At 60.4% G+C, this 24,251-nt stretch carries 18 protein-coding genes and 4 pseudogenes; 13 read left to right on the top strand and 9 right to left on the bottom strand.

The features are described from left to right. The first annotated feature begins 27 nt into the window (after nt 1-27). The gene (locus tag M0746_RS21035) at nt 28-1,398 is read left to right on the top strand and encodes a dermonecrotic toxin domain-containing protein (protein WP_258450476.1); all 1,371 of its coding nucleotides are present in this window, start codon (nt 28-30) and stop codon (nt 1,396-1,398) included. 47 nt (nt 1,399-1,445) lie between these two features. Here the strand turns inward: M0746_RS21035 and M0746_RS21030 are convergent, their stop codons facing one another. Beyond that, the gene (locus M0746_RS21030) at nt 1,446-2,231 is read right to left on the bottom strand and encodes an IclR family transcriptional regulator (RefSeq protein WP_208938693.1); all 786 of its coding nucleotides are present in this window, start codon (nt 2,229-2,231) and stop codon (nt 1,446-1,448) included. A 163-nt stretch (nt 2,232-2,394) separates the two neighbouring features. On the opposite strand from M0746_RS21030, the gene hmgA reads away from it, so the two are divergent. The 4 genes from hmgA to M0746_RS21010 all read left to right on the top strand — a co-directional run bounded on the left by hmgA (nt 2,395) and on the right by M0746_RS21010 (nt 7,175). Further along, on the top strand, nt 2,395-3,699 hold the full coding sequence (gene hmgA / locus M0746_RS21025; protein ID WP_258450475.1) for a homogentisate 1,2-dioxygenase: 1,305 nt from the start codon (nt 2,395-2,397) through the stop codon (nt 3,697-3,699). Nucleotides 3,700-3,702: 3 nt separating this feature from the next. Beyond that, on the top strand, nt 3,703-5,007 hold the full coding sequence (fahA, locus tag M0746_RS21020; protein ID WP_258450474.1) for a fumarylacetoacetase: 1,305 nt from the start codon (nt 3,703-3,705) through the stop codon (nt 5,005-5,007). Nucleotides 5,008-5,018: 11 nt separating this feature from the next. Next, nucleotides 5,019-5,654 carry a maleylacetoacetate isomerase gene (maiA, locus tag M0746_RS21015; RefSeq protein ID WP_258450473.1) on the top strand — a complete coding sequence of 212 codons (636 nt, stop codon included), beginning with the start codon at nt 5,019-5,021 and terminating at the stop codon, nt 5,652-5,654. A gap of 150 nt (nt 5,655-5,804) precedes the next feature. Further along, nucleotides 5,805-7,175 (top strand): MFS transporter, encoded by a 1,371-nt coding sequence (locus M0746_RS21010; protein ID WP_258450472.1) that lies wholly within the window; start codon nt 5,805-5,807, stop codon nt 7,173-7,175. A gap of 668 nt (nt 7,176-7,843) precedes the next feature. On the opposite strand, the pseudogene M0746_RS21005 reads toward M0746_RS21010, so the two are convergent. Beyond that, nucleotides 7,844-8,646, bottom strand: a pseudogene (locus M0746_RS21005) (SirB1 family protein). 186 nt (nt 8,647-8,832) lie between these two features. Here M0746_RS21005 and M0746_RS21000 point away from each other — a divergent pair. After that, on the top strand, nt 8,833-9,852 hold the full coding sequence (locus M0746_RS21000) for a Glu/Leu/Phe/Val dehydrogenase family protein (RefSeq protein WP_258450471.1): 1,020 nt from the start codon (nt 8,833-8,835) through the stop codon (nt 9,850-9,852). A gap of 153 nt (nt 9,853-10,005) precedes the next feature. Here the strand turns inward: M0746_RS21000 and M0746_RS20995 are convergent. After that, nucleotides 10,006-10,260: pseudogene (locus M0746_RS20995) on the bottom strand (YebG family protein); the annotation flags it as partial. Nucleotides 10,261-10,589: 329 nt separating this feature from the next. Between M0746_RS20995 and M0746_RS20990 the strand changes: the two are divergent. Next, a complete protein-coding gene (locus M0746_RS20990; protein WP_090281834.1) occupies nt 10,590-11,090 on the top strand; it encodes a phosphate-starvation-inducible protein PsiE in 501 nt (166 codons plus the stop codon). Here the strand turns inward: M0746_RS20990 and M0746_RS20985 are convergent. Then, nucleotides 11,087-11,401, bottom strand: coding sequence for a DUF3509 domain-containing protein (locus tag M0746_RS20985; protein WP_208938684.1), 315 nt, complete (start codon nt 11,399-11,401; stop codon nt 11,087-11,089). The two genes, M0746_RS20990 and M0746_RS20985, sit on opposite strands and share 4 nt — an antisense overlap. 262 nt (nt 11,402-11,663) lie before the next feature. Then, nucleotides 11,664-13,040 (bottom strand): L-serine ammonia-lyase, encoded by a 1,377-nt coding sequence (locus M0746_RS20980; RefSeq protein ID WP_208938683.1) that lies wholly within the window; start codon nt 13,038-13,040, stop codon nt 11,664-11,666. A 135-nt stretch (nt 13,041-13,175) separates the two neighbouring features. Between M0746_RS20980 and M0746_RS20975 the strand changes: the two are divergent. Together M0746_RS20975 and M0746_RS20970 are read left to right on the top strand one after the other, a co-directional pair. Then, nucleotides 13,176-14,121 (top strand): annotated as a pseudogene (locus M0746_RS20975) (LysR substrate-binding domain-containing protein). A gap of 200 nt (nt 14,122-14,321) precedes the next feature. Continuing rightward, the gene (locus M0746_RS20970; RefSeq protein WP_016771629.1) at nt 14,322-14,729 is read left to right on the top strand and encodes an HPF/RaiA family ribosome-associated protein; all 408 of its coding nucleotides are present in this window, start codon (nt 14,322-14,324) and stop codon (nt 14,727-14,729) included. 261 nt (nt 14,730-14,990) lie between these two features. On the opposite strand, the gene M0746_RS20965 is transcribed toward M0746_RS20970, so the two are convergent. From M0746_RS20965 to M0746_RS20950, 4 genes and pseudogenes are all read right to left on the bottom strand, one after another. Continuing rightward, on the bottom strand, nt 14,991-15,359 hold the full coding sequence (locus tag M0746_RS20965; RefSeq protein ID WP_258450470.1) for an endonuclease domain-containing protein: 369 nt from the start codon (nt 15,357-15,359) through the stop codon (nt 14,991-14,993). A gap of 249 nt (nt 15,360-15,608) precedes the next feature. Further along, nucleotides 15,609-17,941: pseudogene (gene fecA / locus M0746_RS20960) on the bottom strand (TonB-dependent Fe(3+) dicitrate receptor FecA). 90 nt (nt 17,942-18,031) lie between these two features. Beyond that, on the bottom strand, nt 18,032-18,964 hold the full coding sequence (locus M0746_RS20955) for a DUF4880 domain-containing protein (RefSeq protein ID WP_258450469.1): 933 nt from the start codon (nt 18,962-18,964) through the stop codon (nt 18,032-18,034). Further along, nucleotides 18,961-19,449 (bottom strand): sigma-70 family RNA polymerase sigma factor, encoded by a 489-nt coding sequence (locus tag M0746_RS20950; protein ID WP_208938679.1) that lies wholly within the window; start codon nt 19,447-19,449, stop codon nt 18,961-18,963. Before M0746_RS20950 ends, M0746_RS20955 begins: the two co-directional genes overlap by 4 nt. Nucleotides 19,450-19,633: 184 nt before the next feature. Here M0746_RS20950 and M0746_RS20945 point away from each other — a divergent pair, with 184 nt between their 5' ends. From M0746_RS20945 to M0746_RS20930, 4 genes are all read left to right on the top strand, one after another. Beyond that, entirely contained in the window at nt 19,634-19,939 is a 306-nt protein-coding gene (locus tag M0746_RS20945; RefSeq protein WP_258450468.1) for a DUF3649 domain-containing protein, read from the top strand. Nucleotides 19,940-19,993: 54 nt separating this feature from the next. Further along, nucleotides 19,994-20,560, top strand: coding sequence for an RNA polymerase sigma factor (locus M0746_RS20940; protein ID WP_208938677.1), 567 nt, complete (start codon nt 19,994-19,996; stop codon nt 20,558-20,560). Next, nucleotides 20,557-21,546: a FecR family protein gene (locus tag M0746_RS20935; RefSeq protein WP_258450467.1), complete on the top strand. Its 990-nt coding sequence runs from the start codon at nt 20,557-20,559 to the stop codon at nt 21,544-21,546. Before M0746_RS20940 ends, M0746_RS20935 begins: the two co-directional genes overlap by 4 nt. 206 nt (nt 21,547-21,752) lie before the next feature. After that, nucleotides 21,753-24,182: a TonB-dependent siderophore receptor gene (locus tag M0746_RS20930; protein WP_258450466.1), complete on the top strand. Its 2,430-nt coding sequence runs from the start codon at nt 21,753-21,755 to the stop codon at nt 24,180-24,182. The last annotated feature ends 69 nt before the right edge of the window (nt 24,183-24,251 follow it).

Below are 24,251 nucleotides of genomic sequence, written 5' to 3'. Positions count from 1 at the left end.
CAGCTGTTCACTCGGTTGAATACCGATTTGAAGTTGTTGACGCAAGCTTCGAAAGAGGCTTTGGCAGTTACCCCGTTTCATGAGTTTGCTCGTGAATTGATCATGAAATCGCTGCAGCAATATTTGAGTCGCGATGGAGGCTCCGCTCCGGTTATTGATCCCGATAAGGTTCGAGTGAAGTTTCACGCAGGACCGGAAATGACACTGACCAATTTGTTTGTGCAATGGCAACTCTGGGGCAGTGACGTTTCGGTGTTCGAGAAGGTCTTTCAATTCACACCGCTTGGTTCGTTACTGGTTGAGCTTAAAGAGAAACTACGCACAGCAACCTTCAAGACGCTTGAAGGCTACACAGTCACTGTGCTGAATGCGAAAGTAATCAATGACCTGATCGATCTGAAGCCTGGCGAGGTTTACGACCAGTACCTACGAGACAAATTTCTTCTGGCAACAGACAGACCGTTGAAAGAGGACCTGTTTCGCAAGATCAAACAGAACGAAATGCTGCGTACCGCCTTGCTGCAAAAGATCAACGGTACGCTGTCGCAAGATCAGTTCAATTGGTTGCAGACGCTGATCAACGGGTTTGACCATGATTTGCCACGGGGAAACATTATCGAGGTCGGTGTGAGACCAGGCGCCGGCGTGTATGGATTTACCCTCGAAGGGAAAACGATAACCGGGGCGTATGTTTTCGGACGTATCTTCAGCGGCCGACTGGAGCAAATTGTCTATGTGCCCGGGAGCCATGACGGCAGAGATTTTTTCGCTCTGGAAACACTGGCTGATCGCCTGAAACTCAGAGCGTTTACCGCTGATGTATTGAATCTGGCGCGGCTTGAGGACAAGGCTGTCATCGAAAACCTGATGCGTAAGTATTGGAGCTGGCCAATTCAGGCTACGGCGACTCCGGAACTGGTGAACAGTTATCAGATAAAAAGCTTCAAGAAGGGCGAGTACTCCGCACTGATCGGAAAATTCATCGCCGACGTGGACTTTCAAACAACCAGTTCGGCCGAGGCGTTCTGGAAAGATGCCAGGATTCTGATCGAGTTTGCCTTGGATGTGGCCTCGCTTTTCGTACCGCCTCTGGGGCTGGGGTTGAGCGTACTGCGCATTACCCAATCCGTCGTGAAAGGCATCGTGGCTTCCAGTCATGGAAGCGAAAGTGAGGCCAACGCGCATTTCGCTGCGGCCTGGCGAGGCGCGATCATGCTGTACATCGGCAAGGTTTCGGCGATAGGCGCACCGGTCAATCCAATCGGCTTACTGTCGCAGATCCGGGATTTCGCCGACCTGCTGTCGACAGTTACCGGTGTGCCGGTGACCGAGAGCTATCTGACCGCCGTCGCCGTTGCGCCTCACGAGATCGAAAGCACGACTCGACTGATCAATTGATGCGACTGAACGTGCCGAACGTTTACCGAAAGTAGTCCACACGCAGATCAAGCGTGCTTTTCATACCCCATCCGCCAACTCACGGCCCGCGTCGCCGCCAGCAACCGCTGCGCCGCCGGGCCGTTTTCGTCGGCGTGGAACAGCGAAGTCGGGCCGACGATGGTCAGCACCGCGGCGATCTGTCCGACGGCGTTGAACACCGGTGCCGAAAGCGCATCCACCCCTGGCATCAGCAAACCGTGCACATGATGCAGGCCGCGTTCGCGGATTTGTTCGCACAGCCTCGTATACACCTTTTCGTCCTTGAGCGGATGCTCAGCCGCGGCGACTTCCATTTCACGCAAGTCATCGGTTTCCCGGTGCGGCAGGTAGGCGCTGAACACCAGTCCGGTCGAGGAACTCAGCAGTGGCAGCACCGAGCCCAGTTGCGTGACCACCGTTACCGCGCGCACCGCCGGTTCGATGTGCACCACGGTTGCGCCTTGGTTGCCCCATACCGCCAGAAAACAGGTTTCGTTGAGTTCGTCGCGTAGTTCGGCGAGCGGCAGGGCGGCGACTTTCAGCACGTCCATGCTGTTGAGGGCGGCGAGGCCGACGCGCAGCGCTTCCCGGCCCAGACCGTAATGGTTGGTCGCAGCGTTCTGCTCGGCAAAACCCGAGGCGATCAACGCTTGCAGATAGCGATGCACCTTGCTCGCCGGCATCTGCACGTGCTCGGCCAGGCGCGACAACGAAGTCGATGGCGACAACTCGGCCAGCGCCTTGAGGATGTCGGTGCCGACCTCGGCGGAGCGGACTTTCTGTTTGCCGTTGCTGTCGCTGGTTTTTTCCATGGGGCTGGCGGTTCCGGTTCGAATGGGCGTCTTTATAGCTTGACGCTGGATAGCGAGCAAATTACGTTATGCGTAATCAGATTACGATAATAACAACCCCGGCTTGCCGAGACCTCTGAGCCAGAGCGATGGGCCACTGCCGACTCCCTGTTCAGGAGGCTCCATGAACTCCGATTCAACCGCTCAGGCCTTGGCGTATCAGACCGGGTTCGGCAACGAATTCAGCTCTGAAGCGTTGCCCGGCGCGCTGCCCGTTGGCCAGAACTCCCCGCAAAAAGCCCCGTACGGCCTCTACACCGAATTGTTTTCCGGCACCGCTTTCACCATGGCCCGCAGCGAAGCGCGGCGGACCTGGATGTACCGGATCCAGCCGTCAGCCAATCACCCGGCCTTCGTCAAACTTGAGCGGCAGATCGCTGGCGGTCCGTTGGGCGAAGTGACACCTAATCGCCTGCGCTGGAACCCGCTGGATATCCCCGCCGAACCGACCGATTTCATCGACGGACTGGTGAGCATGGCCGCCAATGCCAGCGCGGAAAAACCGGCCGGGATCAGCATTTACAATTACCTCGCCAACCGTTCGATGGAGCGCGTGTTCTTCAATGCTGACGGTGAATGGTTGCTGGTGCCACAGCTTGGCCGTCTGCGCATCGCCACCGAACTGGGCGTGCTGGAAGTCGCGCCGTTAGAGATCGCCGTGCTGCCGCGCGGTCTGAAATTTCGCGTCGAACTGCTCGACGCGCACGCACGTGGCTATATCGCTGAAAACCACGGTGCGCCGCTGCGCCTGCCGGACCTGGGGCCGATCGGCAGCAATGGCCTGGCCAATCCGCGGGATTTTCTCAGCCCGGTCGCCGCTTACGAGAACCTCCAGCAACCGACCACGCTGGTGCAGAAATTCCTTGGCCAGTTGTGGGCCACTGAACTCAATCATTCGCCGCTCAATGTGGTCGCCTGGCACGGCAACAACGTGCCGTACAAATACGATCTGCGCCGCTTCAACACGATCGGCACGGTCAGCTTCGATCACCCGGATCCGTCGATCTTCACCGTGCTGACCTCGCCAACGAGCGTGCACGGCTTGGCCAATCTCGACTTCGTGATTTTCCCGCCGCGCTGGATGGTCGCTGAAAACACCTTCCGTCCGCCGTGGTTCCACCGCAATCTGATGAACGAATTCATGGGCCTGATCCAGGGTGAATACGACGCCAAGGCCGAAGGCTTCGTGCCGGGTGGCGCATCACTGCACAGTTGCATGAGCGCTCACGGTCCGGATGGCGAAACCTGCACCAAGGCGATCAACGCTGAACTCAAACCGGCGAAAATCGACAACACCATGGCCTTCATGTTCGAGACCAGCCAAGTGCTGCGCCCAAGCCGCTTCGCCCTCGACTGCCCGCAATTGCAATCTTCTTACGACGCCTGCTGGGCCACGCTGCCCGCCACGTTCGACCCGACCCGGAGATAACCCATGACGCAGAATTCCATCACCCGCAGTTGGGTCGCCTCGGCCAACGGTCACGCTGATTTCCCGTTGCAGAACCTGCCCCTCGGCGTGTTCAGTAACAACGCTTCGGCGCCACGCGCAGGCGTTGCGATTGGCGAGCATATCTTCGATCTGCAAGTGGCGCTGGAAGCCGGGCTGTTCGACGGTGCGGCGCGCAGCGCTGTCGAAGCCATGCACGGCGGCCAGTTGAATGCGTTCTTCGAACTCGGCAGTGAGGCGCGGATTGCCTTGCGCACGCGTTTGCTGGAACTGTTCAGCGAAGGCAGTACCGAACGCGGCAGCATCGAAGCTCAGGGCGTAAAACTATTGCCACTGGCTGCCGATTGCCAGTTGCACCTGCCGGCACGCATCAGCGACTACACCGACTTCTACGTCGGCATCGAGCACGCACAGAACGTCGGCAAACTGTTCCGTCCCGACAACCCGTTGCTGCCGAACTACAAGCACGTACCGATCGGTTATCACGGTCGCGCCTCGACCGTGCGGGTGTCCGGCACTGACGTGCGCCGGCCGAAGGGCCAGACCCTGCCGGCTGGTCAGACTGAACCGGTGTTCGGCCCTTGCGCGCGTCTGGACTACGAACTGGAACTGGGCATCTGGATCGGCCCGGGCAACGAGATGGGCGACTCGATCGCCATCGGCGATGCCGCGCAGCATATTGCCGGTTTCTGCCTGCTCAACGACTGGTCGGCGCGCGATATCCAGGCTTGGGAATACCAGCCGCTGGGGCCGTTCCTGTCGAAGAGTTTCATCACCAGCGTGTCGCCCTGGGTGGTGACGGCCGAAGCGCTGGAGCCGTTCCGCACCGCGCAGCCAGCGCGTCCGCAAGGCGATCCGCAACCGCTGCCGTATCTGTTCGACAAACGCGATCAGGACGGCGGCGCCTTCGACATCGAACTGGAAGTGCTGCTGCTCACCGAAGCCATGCGCGAGCAGAACCTGCCGGCCCATCGCCTGACCCTCAGCAATACGCGCTACATGTACTGGACCGTTGCGCAGATGGTCGCGCACCACAGCGTCAATGGTTGCCAGTTGCAGGCCGGCGATCTGTTCGGCTCGGGCACCTTGTCCGGCCCGCAAAGCGGTCAGTTCGGCAGCCTGCTGGAAATTACCGAGGGCGGTAAAAAGCCGATCGAGCTGGCGTCTGGCGAGGTGCGTAAATTCCTCGAAGACGGTGACGAAATCATCCTGCGCGCACGCTGCGCCCGCGACGGTTTTGCCTCGATCGGCTTTGGCGAATGCCGCGGCAAAGTGCTGGCGGCGCGCTGAGGGGAGCGGCTATGGATCTCTATACCTATTACCGTTCGACCTCGTCGTATCGGGTGCGCATCGCACTGGCGCTCAAGGGGCTTGAGTATCAGGCGCTGCCGGTCAACCTGATCGCGCCAGCAGGTGGCGAGCATCGCCAAGCGGCGTATCTGGCGCTCAATCCGCAGGGCCGGGTGCCGACCTTGCGCACCGATGACGGCGCTTTGCTGATCCAGTCGCCGGCGATCATCGAATATCTCGAGGAACGTTATCCACAAGTGCCGTTGTTGCCGGATGATCTTGTCGCCCGGGCGCAAGTGCGTGGCGTGGCGGCGGTGATCGGCTGCGATGTGCATCCGCTGCACAACGTCAGCGTGCTCAATCGCCTGCGCCAGGCGGGGCAGGACGAGCCGCAGGTGGTCGAGTGGATCAGCCACTGGATCAGCCAGGGCCTGGCGACGGTGGAGCAGTTGATTGGCGAGAGTGGCTTCTGTTTCGGTGAGTGGCCGTGTGTGGCGGATGTGTATCTGATCCCGCAGTTGTATGCGGCTGAGCGCTTCAATGTGAGCCTGGAGGCTTATCCGAAAATCCGTCGTGTTGCGGCACTGGCGGCGGAACATCCGGCGTTCATCAAGGCGCATCCGGCCAACCAGCCCGACACCCCGTAGGGTGTCCTTGTGGGAGCGAGCCTGCTCGCGAAGGCGGAGTATCAAACACAGACGTGTTGGCTGACACACCGCATTCGCGAGCAGGCTCGCTCCCACACGTACCAGTGCTGAACCGTCAAAAAATCATAAAAACAAGACAGGTACCTTGCGATGCACAACCAGATTGCCAGCTTTCGCGCGGCACTCGACGCCCGCCCTGTGTCCCGATACCAATGGTTGCTCTTGATCCTGCTGGCGCTGCTGCTGGTCACCGATGGCTATGACGCCCAGGTGCTCGGTTATGTGGTGCCGGCATTGGCGCAGGATTGGGGGCTGGAGAAGTCGGCGTTCGGGCCTGTTTTCAGCGCCAACCTGCTGGGCCTGACGCTTGGCTCTCTGGTGGTGACGCCGCTGGCTGACCGCTTCGGCGTGCGGCGCATTCTGCTTGCCTGCGTACTGATCTACGCGACCTTGACGGTGCTGATGGTGTTCGCCGACTCGTTGAATGGTTTGATGATCGCGCGTTTTATTTGCGGCATCGGCATGGGTGGGGCGATGCCCAGTGCCATGGCGCTGATGTCGGAATATTCACCACCACGCTTGCGCACCCTGATGGTGACGCTGGCGGCCTGTGGTTTTTCCTTCGGCGGGGCGGCCGGTGGATTTGTCGCCGCCGGGTTCATCGACCGGTTCGGCTGGCAAGCGGTGTTCCTCGCCGGCGGCGTTACGCCGTTGCTGCTGTTTCCGTTCCTGTGGTGGATGCTGCCGGAGTCACTGCCGCGACTGCTGCGTGACGCGCCCCCTTATGCGCGTTTGCGAAAAGTCAGCGCGCGGATGCTGCCGGACTGGCAACCGCCCGTGGCCAGCGTCGAGCAGAACGAGCGCGAACAGGGCAGCAAACTGACCGTCGTCGAATTGTTTCGCAATGGCTACGCGCGGCCGACCGTGCTGATCTGGGCAACGTTTTTCGTCAGCCTGATTCTGTTGTATTTCATGATCAGCTGGCTGCCTTCGCTGCTGCTGGAAAGCGGCCTGAAACTCAACGAAGCCAATCTGGTGACCTCGATGTTCCTGTTCGCCGGCACGCTTGGCGCGATCTGCATGGCCTGGTTCGCTGACCGCTTGAAGCACAAGGTGCGTCTGTTGTCCGGCGTGCTCGCCGGCGCAGCGCTGTGCACGATTCTGCTCGGACTCAATCACGATAACCCGCGCTATCTGGTGGCCTGCGTGTTCGCGGCCGGGTTCTGCATCATCGGCGGGCAACTGACGCTGAATGCCTTTGCCAGCAACTTCTACCCCGCGCACGTGCGCGCCACCGGCACCGGCTGGGCCTTGGGCGTGGGGCGTTTTGGTTCGATCCTCGGGCCGTTGTTCGGCAGCCTGCTGCTGGCGATGCACATACCGGTGCAGCAGATTTTCTTTTTCTGCGCGATTCCAGCGGTCATTGCAGCGCTATTGATCATCCAGGTTCGCGCGCCTTTCGAAACCAAGCAAAGTCCTGCAGGATCCAGCCTGCTGGTGAAGAGCGATAATGCGGTTTGACGGATAGATGGAGTCGCCTGCATCGCTAGCTCTCACATAAAATCGCGCCTGACGAAAGGCCGAGTGGCAGCTCGCGTGCTTTTGATCTTGCTTTGAATCAAAGCCCCTCACCTAGCCCTCTCCCGGAGGGAGAGGGGACTGATCGCGGTGGATGCGAGAGCTACGCCGACTCGAAATACCGGGTCGTACGAAACTTCGAAGCCAACCCAAATCGGCTCCCTCTCCCTCGGGAGAGGGCTGGGGTGAGGGGCAGCCACACCACAAATCCAAAGCCAACCACCCGCTTCTAACCACTCAACAATGAGCGTTAGCTCGAGTGCTCTTGATCTTGATCTTGCCTAACCAGCGACATCGGAAGGCTGAGTGGAGGGAACGATCCGGGCGTGGGAGCGCAGCGACCGTACGACGAAGTCGTACACAGCGGAAGTAGGTGCAGCGGAGCAAACCGTAGCCGCTGCGCCCGGATCGATCCCGGAGCGAAGGAACCCGAGCCTGCGAGGGCCGAACGCAGGAGCAAAGCCTTTGGTTCCTTTTTGGCGTTTGAAAAAGGGACTCGCCGTAAGGGCGAAACCGCCAGCCGCAGCACCCGCAGCAACGGATATGTACCCAAAACTCAGCGCCTGAAAGCAAGCCATCGCGAGCAGGCTCACTCCTACAAAAACGACGGTTCAGTGAACCACAGAGTTGGGCGGCAAATGCCCGAGACGTTCAGTCAGGCGCAGGCGCTGGATCGGATCATCGCTAAGCAACAGAGCATGCTCCAGATCAAAGCGCTCGGCATTCGGACAATCGAGCCGCTGATACAAACTGGCGCGAGCCAGATAATCGGCGGCCGAAGCATTGCCCAGCTCCAGCACCCGTTCGGCGTCAACCAGCGCAGCAATAAAGTCATCGTGGCTCAAGTGCAACTGACGCAGATTGCGCGACAGGCGCTGCAACATTTGCTGCGGGCTGGCGGTCAGCAAATGCTCGGCACTGAGCTTCATGTTCGGCCCGTATTGGCGCTGCAGCAACTCACGGCAATCGTTGGGATACAGACGTCGCCCCCGCACGGATCAAGCAAATGATCGGCGCCCGGCACGCGCAGCAGGAAGTGTCCGGGGAAGTTGACCCCCACCAAAGGAATCTCCAGACCCCGCGCCAACTCCAGCGCAATCAGCGCCAGCGCCAACGGTTGCCCGCGACGGTTGTGCAAGACTTCAGGCAGCAACGCCGCCTGCGGGCGCAGCGGCAGAAAATCGTCCTTGGCAAAGCCCAGATCATTCATCCGCCGCAACAGCGGTTGCGCCAGTTCGCTGACCGGCAACATCGGCAAGCCATAGCTGACCCGTTGCTGCAGATCGTTGAATTCCTGCAACAACGCTCCGGGATCCACGGCTTTTTCGTGCTCGGCCGCGATCCACAACGCCGCTTCCAACAGTGCGGGCGGTGAGCGGTGCAGGCAGTCAAAAAAGCGCTGACGCGGGTTCATCGAAATCTCCAGGCATTGCCTCGTTTTTAGCCTCGTCTGCGGCATTCGTCCAGTGGCCTGTATGGCAGATACCGGGTTATGCCGCAAAGCGCTTGTCGGCGCGGGCGCTTATTCCGGTGCGCTCCAGCAATTTTCATGGGCAAGCCTATACTGGCGTTCTACAAGAAGTGATTCGGGAGCCTGTCGATGTTCGCTCTCATGCAAAGCACTCGCCTGGAATCGCTGCACCTTAGCGTCGACCCGGTTTCCGGGTTGAAGGCGGTCATTGCCATTCATAACAGTCGCCTCGGGCCTGCCCTGGGCGGGTGTCGTTACCTTGCCTATCCCGATGACGAATCAGCCATCGAGGATGCCATTCGTCTCGCTCAAGGCATGAGTTACAAAGCCGCGCTGGCCGGGCTTGGGCAGGGCGGTGGGGTGGCGGTGATCGTGCGGCCGGCCCATGTCGAAAATCGCGCCGCGCTGTTCGAAGCGTTTGGCCGTTGCATCGATCAGCTCGACGGCCGCTACATCACTGCCATCGACAGCGGCACTTCGGTGGCGGATATGGATTGCATCGCCCAGCAGACCCGCCATGTCACCAGCACCACGTCTGCCGGCGACCCGGCGCCGCACGCGGCGATGGGCGTATTCGCTGGCATTCGAGCCACGGCCATGGCGCGCCTGGGCAGCGACAACCTCGAAGGCTTGCGCATTGCCATTCAGGGGCTGGGCAATGTCGGTTTTGCCTTGGCCGAGCAACTGCACGCGGTGGGTGCCGAACTGCTGGTCAGCGATATCGACCACGGCAAGGTGCAACTGGCGATGGAACAACTCAACGCCCATCCGATTGCCAACGACGCCTTGCTCAGCACACCGTGCGACATCCTCGCGCCGTGCGGTCTGGGCGGCGTATTGAACAGCCACACGGTCAGCCAGTTGCGCTGCGCGGCGGTGGCCGGCTCGGCGAACAATCAGCTGACGCACCTGGACATGGCCGATCAACTGGAACGGCGCGGCATTCTTTATGCGCCGGATTACGTGATCAACGCCGGCGGCCTGATCTACGTTTCGCTGAAGCATCGCGGCGAAGAATTGCCGACCATCACCGCACATCTGTCGAAAATCAGCTCACGCTTGACCGAGGTTTTTGCCCACGCTCAGGCGGAAAAACGCTCGCCGGCGCGAGTGGCCGATGAACTGGCAGAGAAAGTTTTGTATCGCTGAGTTTCACAGGCATTAAAAGGCCCCGAGTCCTGCGACTCGGGGCCTGTTCAATTCAGGCGTTTATCACTTCGCAGCCTTCGCTGCTTTGGCCGGTTTTACCGGCGCTTCAGACGCTTGTACGTCCTCGGCAGGCTCGCTGGCCTCGACCGTTTCGGCCGGTGCGTTGATCAGTTCAGCCAGCGCGTCTGGCTGGCTCTTGAATGCCCGGGCGAACACATCGCGATTCTTCGCCATGTAGATCCCGGCTTCTTCCACTTGCTGTTCACTCAGAGACGGAACGGCTTTTTGCAGAACATCGGCCAGATATTCGGCCAGTTCGAGCATTTTGTCATGACGGTCAGCTTCGGCTTTATCCATGAACAAGCGCTCCAGATCTCGGCTGCTGCGGTATACCACTTCGACGGCCATTCACCACCTCACATGCCTTCACGTTAAGTTGTCTTGTCGACCACTGTATCCATATACAGCTAAAAGGATAAGCGAATCCCTGCGCCATGGGTAGTGGCTTTTCAATGTAGACCGGATTTTCGCTTTGTCAGTGAGTCAGGTATCGGCTGCATATGCGAGCAGCCTCGCTCCCACACAGGCAGCGACCGTGCGACGAAACGCCACGGGGCGGGGTTGGCGGCGGTTCGCCATGATGGCGTGGCCTCGTTTCTGCATGAAAACGTGCGCATGCCGCAAACCGTAACGTCCAACACGCATCATCCGCTCGAATCGGGCTAAGGAACATCATCGTGAAAATCAACTGGGCCGAGAAACTGCGGCAGAACGTGCATCAACTGGCCGAGTCCCTGGGCAACCTGTTCGTCGAAACCTTCCACTACCTGGCGCTGTTCGCCATCGGTGCGGTGACGGCGTGGGCAGCGGTGATGGAGTTTCTTGGCATGCTCGAAGTCGGGCACATCAAGATCGATGACATTCTGCTGCTGTTCATCTATCTGGAACTGGGAGCGATGGTCGGGATTTATTTCAAGACCAACCACATGCCGGTGCGCTTCCTGATCTATGTGGCGATCACCGCACTGACGCGTCTGCTGATCTCCAACGTCTCGCACCACAATCCGCCGGACATGGGCATCATTTACCTGTGCGGCGGCATTCTGTTGCTGGCGTTTGCGATCCTCGTGGTGCGTTACGCCTCGTCGCAATTTCCGTCAGTGAAGATCGAGAACCCGCAGCGCAAGATCGGCACGGGCTCAAGCGAACATCCGGAAGTCGAAAAGGGTGAGCTTTAAAGCCCCGCCGTCTGGCTCGGCGGGCTCTTGACTGGCGGCGGCGGGGTGAGCCCTGCGCCGTTGGTCATGGCTTCGAGAATCGACATGGCGCTGTGGCCCTGCTCGATGGCGATACCGAACTGGATGCTTTGCACCAGACGTTTCAAACGCGCAGGATCATTGCGCTGTTCGGCGCTGATCATGCGTTTGGCGACAATCCGGCCGCCGTTGGACAGGGTCAGCATGATGCTGCCGTCCAGCCCTTGAATGCTCAGGTTGATCTGATAGTCCGGCGCGAAAGCATCGGTAATGATCTGAAATGGGTTGTCCATGATGCGTCACCGCCTGATTGAACGTGCAGTTGTTGACCGGCCATGATCGGGTTGGTTCGCCATACCGGACCATTGGCATATCGTTCGCTGAGGTTCGCAAAGTCCGTTTGCCTCACAGGGGGTATAGCAAGGGCCATGCCGGAATAATTGTCGAACAATAAACACGGACACAACACAGGCGAGCGCTCGGGCTCGCCTGTGTTTATCGCGCGTTTTCAGGGCAGAAAGGCGTTGGTGGTCGCTGACGGTGCAGGTCGTTTCATCAACATTCCACCCAGTTCACGGCGAGGCCGCCGCGCGAGGTTTCCTTGTATTTGTCGTGCATGTCGGCGCCGGTATCGCGCATGGTGCGGATCACCCGGTCGAGGGAAATGAAATGATTGCCATCGCCGCGCAAGGCCATTTGCGTGGCGTTGATCGCCTTGACCGCGGCAATCGCATTGCGCTCGATGCACGGCACCTGCACCAGTCCGCCAACCGGGTCGCAGGTCAGGCCGAGGTTGTGTTCGAGGCCGATTTCCGCGGCGTTTTCCAGTTGCTCTGGCGTTGCGCCGAGGATTTCCGCCAGGCCCGCTGCAGCCATCGCGCAGGCTGAACCCACTTCACCTTGACAGCCGACTTCGGCGCCGGAGATCGAGGCGTTTTTCTTGCACAGAATGCCGACGGCGGCGGCGCCGAGAAAGAACGCGACGACATCATCGTCAGACGCGTCCGGGTTGAATTTCATGTAGTAATGCAGCACCGCCGGAATGATCCCGGCCGCGCCATTGGTCGGCGCAGTGACCATGCGCCCGCCGGCGGCGTTCTCTTCGTTGACAGCGAGGGCGAACAGGTTGACCCACTCCATGGCCGACAGCGTTGAACTGATCACATTCGGCTTGCCGATCTCCAGCAGGCTGCGATGCAGTTTCGCCGCGCGGCGCGGCACATTGAGACCGCCCGGCAGGATGCCTTCGTGGCTCAAGCCTTTTTCCACGCACTCACGCATCACCGCCCAGATGTGCAGCAGGCCCTGACGGATCTCGGCATCGCTGCGCCAGGCGCGCTCGTTGGCCATCATCAACTCGGACACGCGCAGGTTGTGCTGCTTGCACAGCGACAGCAATTGCGCAGCACTGGAAAAATCGTACGGCAATTCAACGTCGCCGCTTGGCGCCACACCGGACTCGGCTTCAGCGGCTTCGATGATGAAACCGCCGCCGACCGAATAGTAGGTTTGCTCGAACAACTCGCCGGTCGCGCCAAAGGCTGTGAGCGACATCGCGTTGGGGTGATAAGGCAGGCTCTCATCCAGCAAAAGCAGATCGCCCTGCCAGTCGAAAGCAATGGTTTGCTGGCCGCCGAGGCGCAGTTGGCCAGTTTCGCGCAGTTGTTGAATGCGGGCGTCGATGGTCGACGGATCGATGCTGTCCGGCCATTCGCCCATCAGGCCCATGACCGTGGCGCGATCGGTGGCGTGACCGACGCCAGTGGCCGAGAGCGAACCGTATAAACGGATTTCGACACGCCGTACGTCGTCGAGCAAATGTTGATCGATCAGGGCTTGGGCAAATGTCGCCGCCGCACGCATCGGACCCACGGTGTGGGAACTGGACGGGCCGATGCCCACTTTGAAAAGATCGAAAACACTGATAGCCATGCTAAACCCTTACAAGCAATGGAGGAGGAATCGCTGCCATTTTTTGTCGGACAAGCGCAATGTCGGCGATACTGCCCGCCTCGGTCCTAGGTGACCAACGAAACTTCCTAAGATAGCCTTTAGCAGGACTAAACGATGAGTCGTCAATTGCATGCCCAGACTTACGTCTGGCTGCAGGTGTTTTCCTGTGCCGCTCGGCACCTGTCGTTCACCCGGTGCGCCGAAGAACTGCACATCACCCCCGGTGCGGTCAGCCAGCAGATTCGGCAACTTGAAGAGCGCCTGGGATTTCGTCTGTTTCACCGGCGCGCGCGGCGTGGAACTGAGTGCGGAGGGGCAGCGCCTGGCGATTACCGTCAACGAGGCTTATGGCAGCATCGACGCGGAATTGCGACGGCTGGATGCCGGGATGATCAGCGGCACGCTGCGTGTGCGCTCGATTCCATCGTTTCTCAGTAAATGGCTGACGCCGCGTCTGCCTCGCCTGCAACAGCGCTATCCGGACATTCAGCTGCGCCTGGTGGCCGAGGACAGCAGCGTGCCGTTGCACGAAGGTGAGTTTGATCTGGCGATCGATCTGAACGACGGCAGCTACCCAGGATTGTTATCCACAGCCTTGCTCGACGAGCAGATATTTCCCGTATGCGCGCCGAGCCTGTTGCGCGGCCGGCCGCCATTGCATGGGCCGGCGGATCTGCTGCATTTCCCGCTGCTGCACGACATCACCGCGTGGCGCGGCAGCTACGAGTACGCCGAGTGGGAGTTTTATCTGAACGCGATCGGCTTCGAGGGCGCGGATGTGCGCCGGGGTCATACCTTCAATCGCAATCACCTGACCATCGAAGCGGCAATTGCCGGCATGGGCGTAGCGATTGCCCGACGTACTTTACTCAACGACGAGCTGGAACGCGGCGCGCTGATCGTGCCGTTCGGCCTGTCGGTGCCTAATCACAAACGTTACGTGCTGCTCTATGCGCCGGGGGCGCTGAGCCATCCGGGCGTACGTGCAGTGCATGACTGGCTTGTTGAGGAGGCGGGGATTTTCCGCAGCTTGCACCCGCTGAATGATGGGCAATTGTGAGCAAACTTTGCCGGGGCGCAGGGCGACCCAACTCCCGACCTTACCAGCGCTTCGCTCGGTTGTCCGGCTTTTTTTGCGAATCAATATTTATCTTTTTTCAGGGGTTGAAATGTTCGCCGCTCGGGCCGATTGTTGTAATCAAGGGGTCACGAAATCCTGTTCCAGGCCCCTTGCGAGCTAGCTGAAATAAGGGATGAACTATGCAAATCCAAGTCAACAGCGATAACCATATTCAAAGCAGTAAGCGACTGGAGGAGTGGGTACGTACAACTATTGAGAGCACGCTCGACCGTTATGAAGAAGACCTGACCCGTGTCGAAGTCCACCTGAGCGACGAGAACGGCGAGAAACCAGGTCCCCATGACTTGCGCTGCCAACTGGAAGCGCGGCCAAAAGGCCACCAACCGATTTCCGTGACCCATAAAGCCGATTCGCTGGAACAGGCGATCGACGGTGCTGCCGAAAAACTCGAGCACAAACTGGATCACCTGTTCGGCAAACTGCGAGGTAAACCACGCGCCGCTGTAGTGCCATTCACCGGCAAAGCGAATGACAAATTGCTGGCAGAAGAATTTGACGAGAACGAACAGGCAGCGATCAACAGTTGATGCGCTGATTTCATAAGCCACCCCAATGAGAACGGGCCTGCGAATGCAGGCCCGTTTTTGTTTGTGGCTGATTTGGTGTACGGCGTGAGAACGCAGCCCTCACCCCAGCCCTCTCCCGGAGGGAGAGGGGGCCGACCGCGTTGTCAGCGGGATGTATATCGACCTGACATACCGCGTCGATCATGGATTGCGTTCAGTACTGTCAGGTCGACGAATTTCTGGAGTATCCCCCAATCGGTTCCCTCTCCCTCCGGGAGAGGGCTAGGGTGAGGGCGCTTTTCGATTCGCCGCGATTCTGATGATCTGCTCCAGCACATCGTCCATTTGCTGCATCACCTCAAGATTACTGAAGCGCAAGACTTCAATGCCTTTTTGGTTCAGATAACGCGTCCGGCGTAGGTCGTGGATCACTCCCGGCGACTCATGGTGTTGTCCACCATCCAGCTCGATCGCCAACTTCAGCTCGGCACAGTAAAAATCCAGAACATAGGGTGCGCAAGGATACTGACGACGAAATTTCAGATTGGCGATTTGCCGGGCGCGAAGCTTTTGCCAGAGCAGGTGTTCGCAGTCGGTTTGTTTGGTGCGTAGCTGGCGGGCGAACTGGGCGAGGGTAGGGCGATTCTGCATGCTTCACGGTCCTTGTGAAGTGGATTTGATAACTCACTGTAGCCCAGAACCCTCACCCCAGCCCTCTCCCGGAGGGAGAGGGGGCCGACCGCGTTGTCAGCGGGATGTATGCCGGCCTGACACACCGCGTCGATCATGGATTCAGATTAGTACTCTCAGGTCGCTACACTTCTGAAATATCCCACAATCAGTCCCCTCTCCCTCCGGAGAGGGTTAGGGTGAGGGGCTTTTGATTTTGAATATGCAGCCTCAGAACGCCACCGAAGTCTGCACATAAACCGTCCGCGGCTCCCCACATATTTGCCCTTGTTGTTGTCATCGAACGAGCGCGTGAAGTACTGCGTGTTGAAGATGTTCTTCACCCCCACCGCCACGTTCAGATCGGACAACTGCGGCCCGAAGTCATACCCTGCGCGGCTGCTGAACAGCATGTAGCCGGGGATCTTGCCGGTGCTGCCATCGGCGCTTTCCTTTGCGGTATTGGCGTTGTCGGCGAACTGGTCGCTCTGGAAGGTGCTGTCCAGATTGAGTTTCCATGGCCCTTCGGTGTAGCCGACGCCCAGCGTGCCTTTGTGCTTCGAAGAGAACGGCACGCGGTTGCCCTTGTTCGGGCCGTCTTCGCGGATGGTCGCATCAACATAGGCGTACGAGGCGTAGACATCGAAACCGGCCAACGCCGGATTCAGGTCGTCGAGCGCGTAGTTGATGCTGGTCTCGATGCCTTGATGGCGGGTTTCACCGCGGGCGATCACCGAATCGTTGGTCTGGTTGCTTTCGTACTGGTTGTCGAAGTTGATCAGGAACGCGCCGATCTCCGCACGCAACGCGCCATTGTCGTAGCGTGTGCCGACTTCCCAGGTGCGTGCCTTTTCCGGTTTTACTTCACCGCTGGTGACGCGGTTGGGCATCTGGCTGTATTGCACGCTGCCGAACGAGCCTTCGGTGTTGGCGTATAGGTTCCAGCTGTCGTTGAGGTGATAAAGCACATTCAGCGCCGGCAGCGCGGTGTTGTAGTCGCCCTTGTATTTGACGTTGGTCAGGTTGTTGGTCTGCTGCGACTCGATCATTTCGTAGCGCACGCCGGGGGTGATGGTCCACTTGCCGATATCGATCCGATCGTCGACGAAGAACGCATTGGCCTCGGTGCCGCCACGGGTATCGCGGTCATTGCGGCTGTTGGTGGTCGGGTATTCGTTGCTGGCGATCGGCGTGCGATAGCGCAGTTCGTGGCCGGCTTCGTTGATGTAGCGGTAGCCGACGCCGACTTCATGGCTGGTCGGACCGAGGTCGAAGCCTTGGGCGAAACGGGTTTCCAGACCGCGCACCCAGTACTCGCGCGGCGACAGCGACAGGAACGTGCCCTGGTCCAGATAACCGCTGCGCAGGGTCTTGGTGAAGAAGGTGTTGGCGGTGAATTCGCGTCGATCTTCCTGATAGCGATAGCCGAAGTTGAACATCGTGCGGCGGCCCCAGAACTGGTCTTTCGGCCGTGTCGACTGGTACGGATCGGCGTCGTAGTCGGCGACGTTCAAACCACCAGGCATGTCGGCCTTGCCTTCGTAATACTGGGCCATGGCGTTGAAGCTGTTGGCCTCGTCGAGCTGGTATTTGCCTTTGAGAATCAGGTCATCGATTTCAGTATCGCTGTGTTCGCGCCAGTCGCCGCCGCGAGTGCCGGAGTAGAGCAACGCGCCGCCGAGGCCATTGGCGTTGCTGCCACCGGCCAGCAGGTTGGCGCTGGTCTTGAAGCCGTCGTGGCTCGACGAAGGGCTGGTTTCGGTCTGGAAACCGCCTTTCACCGTTGGCTCATCGGGAATCGCCCGGGTCACGAAGTTGACCACACCGCCGACGTTTTGCGGCCCGTAACGCACCGCGCCACCGCCACGCACCACGTCCACCGCGTCCATGTTGCCCATGCTGATCGGCGCGAATGATAGCTGCGGCTGGCCGTAAGGGGCGAAGGGCACCGGGATGCCGTCCATCAACACGGTCGAGCGCGCGGCCAGACGCGGATTCAAACCACGGATGCCGAAGTTCAGCGCCATGTCATGGCTGCCGGTGCCGTTGTTTTCCGGGGCGTTGACGCCGGGGATGCGGTTGAGCACGTCGCGCGCCTGCGTGGCGCCCTGGCGTTCGAATTCTTCGCGGCGGATCACGTCGCGGGCGCCGGGATGTTCGAACACATTGATCTGCGCCGCATCGCCAAGCCAGTCGCCGACGACTTTCGAGGTGTCCAGCTCCAGCGCCGCGTCTGCCAGCGGTTGCAGGCTGAACGCATTGTCGCCCTCGGCGCGTGCTTGCAGGCCGGTCCCTTCGAGCAAGGCATCGAGACCTTGCTCCGTGGTGTAATTGCCTTCCAGACCACGGCTTTGCAAGCCACCGGTGACTTGCGAGCCAAAGGAAATCAGCACCCCGGCTTCACGGCCGAATTGATTGAGCGCGTTTTCCAGCGACGACGGCGCAATGTGATAAGCCTTGGCGTCGGCGGCCAGCGCGGCGGCCAGGGCGCTGAAACTCAGGCTGGCGCCAAGGACGACGTTGCGCAAAGTGCGAGCCAGTGGCGTGAGGCGGATAGGGTGCATGGCGGATGATCCTGAGAAGGTTGAATCAAGGGGGCTTTCCTTCTCTGTCACGCCAGATCTGAAAAACGGCTCATTTATTTTTCAGGGGCTTTAAACCCGCGCTTCGACGCTCACCCAGTAGCGGGTGAAACGCCGGACTTTGACCGGCAGACTGATTTGCAGCAGATCGAGGATCCGCTCGCTGTCGTCCAATGGATACGTCCCGGAGATCAGCAAGTCGGCGACATTATTGTCGCAATGCAGCTGACCGCGACGGTAGCGGCCCAGCTCATCGAGGAAGTCGCCCAGACGCATGTGCGCGGCGACCAGCATGCCGTCAGTCCACGCGCCGCTGTTGGCATCCAGCGGTTTGGCTTCGCTGATGGAACTGGCGGTAAAGCTCAGCTGGCGCGCGACCGGCAGCAGCACGGGCGCGCGCTGGTTGACGGTCAGTTCGACTCGCCCGGCAAACAGGGCGATCTGCGTGCGGTCGGCAAACTGCCGCACATTGAGGCGCGCGCCTTGAGTGTTCAGAACACCTTGCGCGGTGCGGATCGCGAACGAGTTGGCAGCGCTGAGGAGCATTTCGCCTTCGAGCAGGCGAATCAGGCGCTGCTCGCCATCGATGTCTATGGCGCTCGCCGTGTTGAGCTGCAACAGATCGTCGCCACCCAGCGACACCTTGCGCCGCTGCCCGAGCGGCGTGCGGTAATCGGCGAGCAACGACGGCAGCGGCGTGTGCTCGCGCAGGCCCCAGGTCATGGCCGAACCGGCGCCCAGAATCAGCAGCAGTTTCAGCGCCTGTCGACGGCTGGCGGACTTCGGCCCATTCAGCGCCGCATGGGCCAGCGGCGACGCCACCCCGCGCAAGCGTTGATTGACCCGCTGCATGTGCTCCCAGGCGCGGCGATGTTCGCTGTGCGCGTCCAGCCATTGCTGCCAGGCCTGTTGCTGGCGCGGCGTAAGGGCGCCTTGCTGCATTTCCAGCAGCCAGTGCACGGCCTGCTCGGCCACTTGCGCGGAGAAATCCGGTGCGCGGTTCATAGCGCGAAATAGCAGCGCAGCGCCGCTTTGTGCAGGTGCCGTTTGACCGTGGCCACCGAGATGCCGAGTTCTGCGGCGATTTGTGGATACGTCAGGCCATCGACCTGCGCCAGCAGAAAGGCGCGTTTGACGGCACGCGGCAGGCCGTCGAGCAACTCGTCCAGCTCCATCAGGGTCTGCAGGATGATCGCTTTGTGTTCTTCCGACGGCGCGACGATCTCCGGCATCTGCGCCAGGGTTTCGAGGTAGGCGCGCTCCAAGTCCTGGCGGCGGTAATGGTTGAACAGTACGCGTTTGGCGAGGGTGGTCAGGAACGCGCGCGGCTCGATGATCAGCGGCGGCTCGCGTGCAGTCAGCACTTTGATGAAGGTGTCCTGGGCCAGGTCCGCCGCGCTGTCCGGGCAGCCGAGCTTGCGTCGCAACCAGCCGGTAAGCCAGCTGTGATGAGCCTGATAAAGCGATTCGACGGAGTGGGCGGACGACAACGGAATGACTCCGGACGCAAAACAGGCGTCGAGAACGTGCGTTAGAGAACAAGAACGGTTCGCATTGTAGGGTCGATTGCGTCATCCGGCAATCAGAATCCTTTGCGTATGAGAATATTTATCATTAATATCGCTGGCCTGATCCGGCTCGTCTGCCGGACGTTTTTCGTTTCAGGGTCGAAACATGAAAGACAAACTCCTCACACTGCCCATGTCCTATCGCCTGGCCGTCACCTCACGGATATTGGCGGCGGTGTTCGGTGGCTATCTCGTTGCCGCGCTGGCCAGCGTGACGCTGACCCTATGGTTGCCGCAGGGGCGTGCCGAAGCGCTGGTGACGGACATGGCCGTTTCGTTTCTGGTTTATCTGGTTGCCGTGCTGTGGTGCATGGCCTGTCGTACGGCATGGTCGGCGTGGGTCGGCTTGCTGGTGCCGAGCGTGATTCTGGCGACCGTTTCCGGGGTAGTGCGAGGCTTGGGGCTGGTATGAAAGCAGGCTTTCATCAGGTCCTGACCAGGCTGCAAACACGGGCGCAGGGCTGACATGCTGATCGGCCTGCCACCGGAGTCGCGCGACGACGAGCCGCATGGCGCGCGTGCGCATTTTCTTCAGGTGTTTCTGTCGCAGCGCTCGCAAATGGAAGCGCTGGTGAGCCGTCGTGTCGGTTGCCGCGCGACGGCGGCGGATCTGGTGCAGGATCTGTTTTTGCGTTTCTGGCGACGGCCGCTGGTGCAGGTCGAAGAGCTCAGCACCTACCTGTTGCGCTGCGCCGGCAACATTGCCATCGACCATCTGCGCAGCGAAGGCACGCGCGCGCGCGTCAACGAAGGCTGGCAGCCGGACGAGCCGCACAGCCACGGCAGCGAGCCGCAAGCTGCGCTCGAAGCCGGCAATGACCTGCGCCATGTCGAAGCGGCGTTGCGCGCCTTGCCCGAGCGCACCCGGCAGATTTTCCTGCTCAACCGCATCCACGGGCGCAAATACGCAGACATCGCCAGAGCCATGGGCCTGTCCCAAAGTGCCGTGGAAAAACATATGATGCGCGCCCTCGAGGCCTGCAAAGCCAGCCTGCGCGACCCCGCGCCACGTCTGCCAGGGAAAGCACCGTGAACCCCGCCGATAACATCGTTCCGACGCCCGCCCAGGAGCAGGCCGCTCTGGCCTGGCTGAGCCTGCTGCATGACCGGCCCAGCACCGGCGATCAACTGACCTTCAGCCAATGGCTGCGCGCCGACCCGGCCCACGCCCAGGCGTATGCCCAGGCGCAGGTGCTGTGGGAGCTGAGCGAAGGCCCGGCACAAACCCTGGCCGATGAAGAGGCGTTGGCGTTGCAGGGGTATCTCGAAGCAATGGACCGTCCGCGACGTTCGCCGGTTTTGCGCTGGTCCGGGGTGTTTGCCATGGCGGCGTGTCTGCTGCTGATGGTCAGCCTCGGCACGGGATGGCAAGCGCAGCGCTGGCTCGATGATCTGGGCGCCGATTTTGTCTCGGCACCCGGTGAGATCCGCACGGTGACGCTGGCCGATCAATCGCAAGTGACACTGGATGCCGACAGCGCAATTGCCGTCGACTTCAGCCACGGCGAGCGCCATGTACAGCTGCGTCGTGGTGCCGGATTCTTCAGCGTCAGCCACACCGGCGCGCCGTTTGTCGTCGCGGCCGAAAACGGTGAGGCGCGGGTGCTCGGCACGCAATTCGAAGTGCGCTTGCAGCCCCAGGGCGCGCAGGTCACGGTGCTGTCGGGGCGGGTGGGCGTAACGGCGAGCCGCGATGGCGAACAGCAGATTCTCACCGCGGGCCAGCAGGTGGCTTACGGCGAAGGTGCAGCGGAAAAACTTCATGCGGTCGACAGCGAAGCGCAACTGGCCTGGCGTCAGGGTTGGCTGACTTACTACAAATCGACGCTGGCCGAGGTGGTCGAGGATTTGCGCCGCTATTACCCGGGCAGGATCGTATTGCTCAATGATGAGCTGGCGGCGCGCAAGGTCAGCGGCAGCTTCCCCAGCAAGGATCCGCAAGCGGTGCTCAATTCGCTGCAGGGGGTGTTGGGGTTTGAGCAGCATCGGGTGTTGGGGCATTTGATTATTTTGCGTTGAGCCGCCTGACGCCATCGCGAGCAGGCTCACTCCTACAGGGGAAACGCATTCCAGATGTAGGAGTGAGCCTGCTCGCGATGGCGCCGGATCAGTCAGCGCAAAAATAATTTCAGATTATGAGTGAGGTAAACCCAGCCCCCATCCGTGTAGTGACTGAAACTGCGAGTCATTCGCATCCGTTGCGGTTCTACACAGGTCATTGAGTCATGAAGTCCAGGGCAAAATCGGGTTCGGTCAAACAGTGGTTGGGCAGGTCGGCGTTGAGTTTTTCGGCACTGGCGATGTTGCCGGTCAGCATCGCATTGGCCGCTGAAACGCTCAGCAGCCAGGCGCAAAAGCAGTTCAGTTTTTCGCTGGCCGCCAAACCGCTGCCGCAAGCCTTGAGCGACTTCAGCCGCGTCACCGGGCAAAGCGTGGTCTACACCGACGAAGCGCCATACGGGCTGACGGCGCCGGCGGTCAACGGCCAGATGAGCGCCGAACAGGCACTGCAGCGCTTGCTCAGCGGCTCCGGCCTGAACTTCCGCCGCACCGACAGTCACACGCTGGCGCTTGAGCCCAAACCCACCGAAGGCGCACTGAGCCTCGGCGCCACCACCATCACTTCGACGCGCGACGACTCAACCAGCTATCAACCGCCAGAGACCAGTTCGGTGATGCGTTCCTCGGCGTCGTTGCAGGAGGTGCCGCAGACCGTCAACGTCATCCCGGCCCAGGTGATCCGCGATCAGGCGCCGCGCAATCTCGACGATGCGCTGGCCAATGTCAGCGGCATCACCCAGGGCAACACTTTGGGCAGCACTCAGGACTCGGTGATGACCCGCGGCTTTGGCGACAACCGCAACGGCTCGATCATGCGCGACGGCATGCCGATCGTGCAGGGCCGAGGGATGAACGCCACGGTCGATCGCGTCGAAGTGCTCAAGGGCCCGGCCTCGTTGCTCTATGGCATTCAAGACCCGGGCGGCGTCGTCAACCTGGTCAGCAAGAAACCGGAACTGACGCCCTACAACGCGCTGACGGTGCGCGGCTCGACCTATGGCGAGGGCAAGAATGGCAGCGGCGGCAGCTTCGACAGTACCGGCGCACTGGGTGAGTCCGGGCTGGCCTATCGCATGGTGGTGGATCACGAGGACGAGGATTACTGGCGCAATTTCGGCACTCACCGCGAAACCCTGATCGCGCCGTCGCTGGCCTGGTTCGGTGAAAACACCCAATTGCTGTTCGCCTACGAGCATCGCGAATTTCTCACGCCGTTCGACCGCGGTACGCTGATCGACCCGCGCACCAATCATCCGCTGGACATCTCGCGCAAGCAGCGCCTCGACGAGCCGTTCAATGACATGGAAGGGCGCTCGGATCTTTATCATTTCGAAGCCGATCACCAACTCAACGACGACTGGAAAGCCCATTTCGGCTACAGCTGGAATCGCGAAACCTACGACGCCAGCCAGGTCCGGGTGACCGCGATCGACACGAAAAAAGGCACGCTGACGCGCAGCATGGACGGCACGCAGAACGCGATCAGCACTGACCGCTTCACCACCGCCAGCCTTGAAGGCAAGGTCAATGTGCTGGGCATGCAGCATGATCTGGTGTTCGGCGTGGACGACGAGTACCGCAAGATCTACCGTGAAGACCTGATCCGGCAGAAGAGCCTGACCACCTTCAGCTACGTCAACCCGGTGTATGGCCGCGAAGTGATGGGCACCACAGTCAGCGCACCGGACAGCGCACAGACCGATGAACTGCGCAGCGATTCGCTGTTCCTGCAGGACTCGATTCACCTCACCGATCAGTGGATTCTGGTGGCCGGCGGGCGTTTTCAGGAATACGACCAGTACGCCGGCAAAGGTGTGCCGTTCAAGGCCAACACCGACAGCAACGGCCAGAAATGGGTGCCGCGTGCCGGCCTGGTGTATCGCTACACCGACGCCTTGTCGTTCTACGGCAGCTACACCGAGTCGTTCAAACCCAACTCGACCATCGCCCCGCTGAGCGGCAGCAGCACCGTGCTCGACGGCAGCATCGCGCCGGAAGAAGCCAAGTCGTGGGAACTGGGGGCGCGGCTGGATCTACCGGGGCGTATCACCGGCAACGTCGCGTTGTTCGACATCAAGAAACGCAACGTACTGGTGGCCAACGCCGAAGGCCCGACGACGCTTTACAGTGCTGCCGGTGAGGTACGTTCGCGCGGCCTCGAGGTGGATTTGAGCGGGCAGCTCAGTGAGCGCTGGAGCATGATCGGCAGCTACGCCTACACCGATGCCGAAGTCACCGAAGATCCGGACTACAAGGGCAAGCGCCTGCAAAACGTGGCGAAAAATTCCGGCTCGCTGTCGGCGGTTTATGATTTTGGCAGCGTGTTCGGCGGCGATCAGTTACGCGTGGGGGCGGGAGCGCGTTACGTCGGTGAGCGCGCGGGGAATGCGGTGAATGATTTCGATCTGCCGAGCTACACCGTGGCCGATGCGTTTGCGACTTACGACACGAGGGTGGAAGGGCAGAAGGTCAAGTTTCAATTGAACGTGAAGAACCTGTTTGACCGCACGTATTACACGTCGTCGGCGAGCCGGTTCTTTGTGTCGATGGGGGATGCGCGGCAGGTTTCGTTGTCGAGCACTTTGGAGTTTTAAGGCAAGATCAAAAGCCCCTCACCCTAGCCCTCTCCCGGAGGGAGAGGGGACTGACCGTGTGTTATTCGA

Origin of the sequence: Pseudomonas sp. S11P7 (assembly GCF_023195435.1) — a bacterium.
GTDB classification, from domain to species: domain Bacteria; phylum Pseudomonadota; class Gammaproteobacteria; order Pseudomonadales; family Pseudomonadaceae; genus Aquipseudomonas; species Aquipseudomonas fluorescens_G.
The sequence above is the reverse complement of the archived record's forward strand: the minus strand, read 5'-3'. Positions and strand labels throughout refer to the sequence as shown.

Coding starts and splice junctions, on each gene's coding strand:
- M0746_RS21030 (WP_208938693.1), bottom strand. CDS start 2,231: ATGGAAAAAACCAGCGACAGCAACGGCAAACAGAAAGTCCGCTCCGCC.
- hmgA (WP_258450475.1), top strand. CDS start 2,395: ATGAACTCCGATTCAACCGCTCAGGCCTTGGCGTATCAGACCGGGTTC.
- fahA (WP_258450474.1), top strand. CDS start 3,703: ATGACGCAGAATTCCATCACCCGCAGTTGGGTCGCCTCGGCCAACGGT.
- maiA (WP_258450473.1), top strand. CDS start 5,019: ATGGATCTCTATACCTATTACCGTTCGACCTCGTCGTATCGGGTGCGC.
- M0746_RS21010 (WP_258450472.1), top strand. CDS start 5,805: ATGCACAACCAGATTGCCAGCTTTCGCGCGGCACTCGACGCCCGCCCT.
- M0746_RS21000 (WP_258450471.1), top strand. CDS start 8,833: ATGTTCGCTCTCATGCAAAGCACTCGCCTGGAATCGCTGCACCTTAGC.
- M0746_RS20985 (WP_208938684.1), bottom strand. CDS start 11,401: ATGGACAACCCATTTCAGATCATTACCGATGCTTTCGCGCCGGACTAT.
- M0746_RS20980 (WP_208938683.1), bottom strand. CDS start 13,040: ATGGCTATCAGTGTTTTCGATCTTTTCAAAGTGGGCATCGGCCCGTCC.
- M0746_RS20970 (WP_016771629.1), top strand. CDS start 14,322: ATGCAAATCCAAGTCAACAGCGATAACCATATTCAAAGCAGTAAGCGA.
- M0746_RS20965 (WP_258450470.1), bottom strand. CDS start 15,359: ATGCAGAATCGCCCTACCCTCGCCCAGTTCGCCCGCCAGCTACGCACC.
- M0746_RS20955 (WP_258450469.1), bottom strand. CDS start 18,964: ATGAACCGCGCACCGGATTTCTCCGCGCAAGTGGCCGAGCAGGCCGTG.
- M0746_RS20945 (WP_258450468.1), top strand. CDS start 19,634: ATGAAAGACAAACTCCTCACACTGCCCATGTCCTATCGCCTGGCCGTC.
- M0746_RS20940 (WP_208938677.1), top strand. CDS start 19,994: ATGCTGATCGGCCTGCCACCGGAGTCGCGCGACGACGAGCCGCATGGC.
- M0746_RS20930 (WP_258450466.1), top strand. CDS start 21,753: ATGAAGTCCAGGGCAAAATCGGGTTCGGTCAAACAGTGGTTGGGCAGG.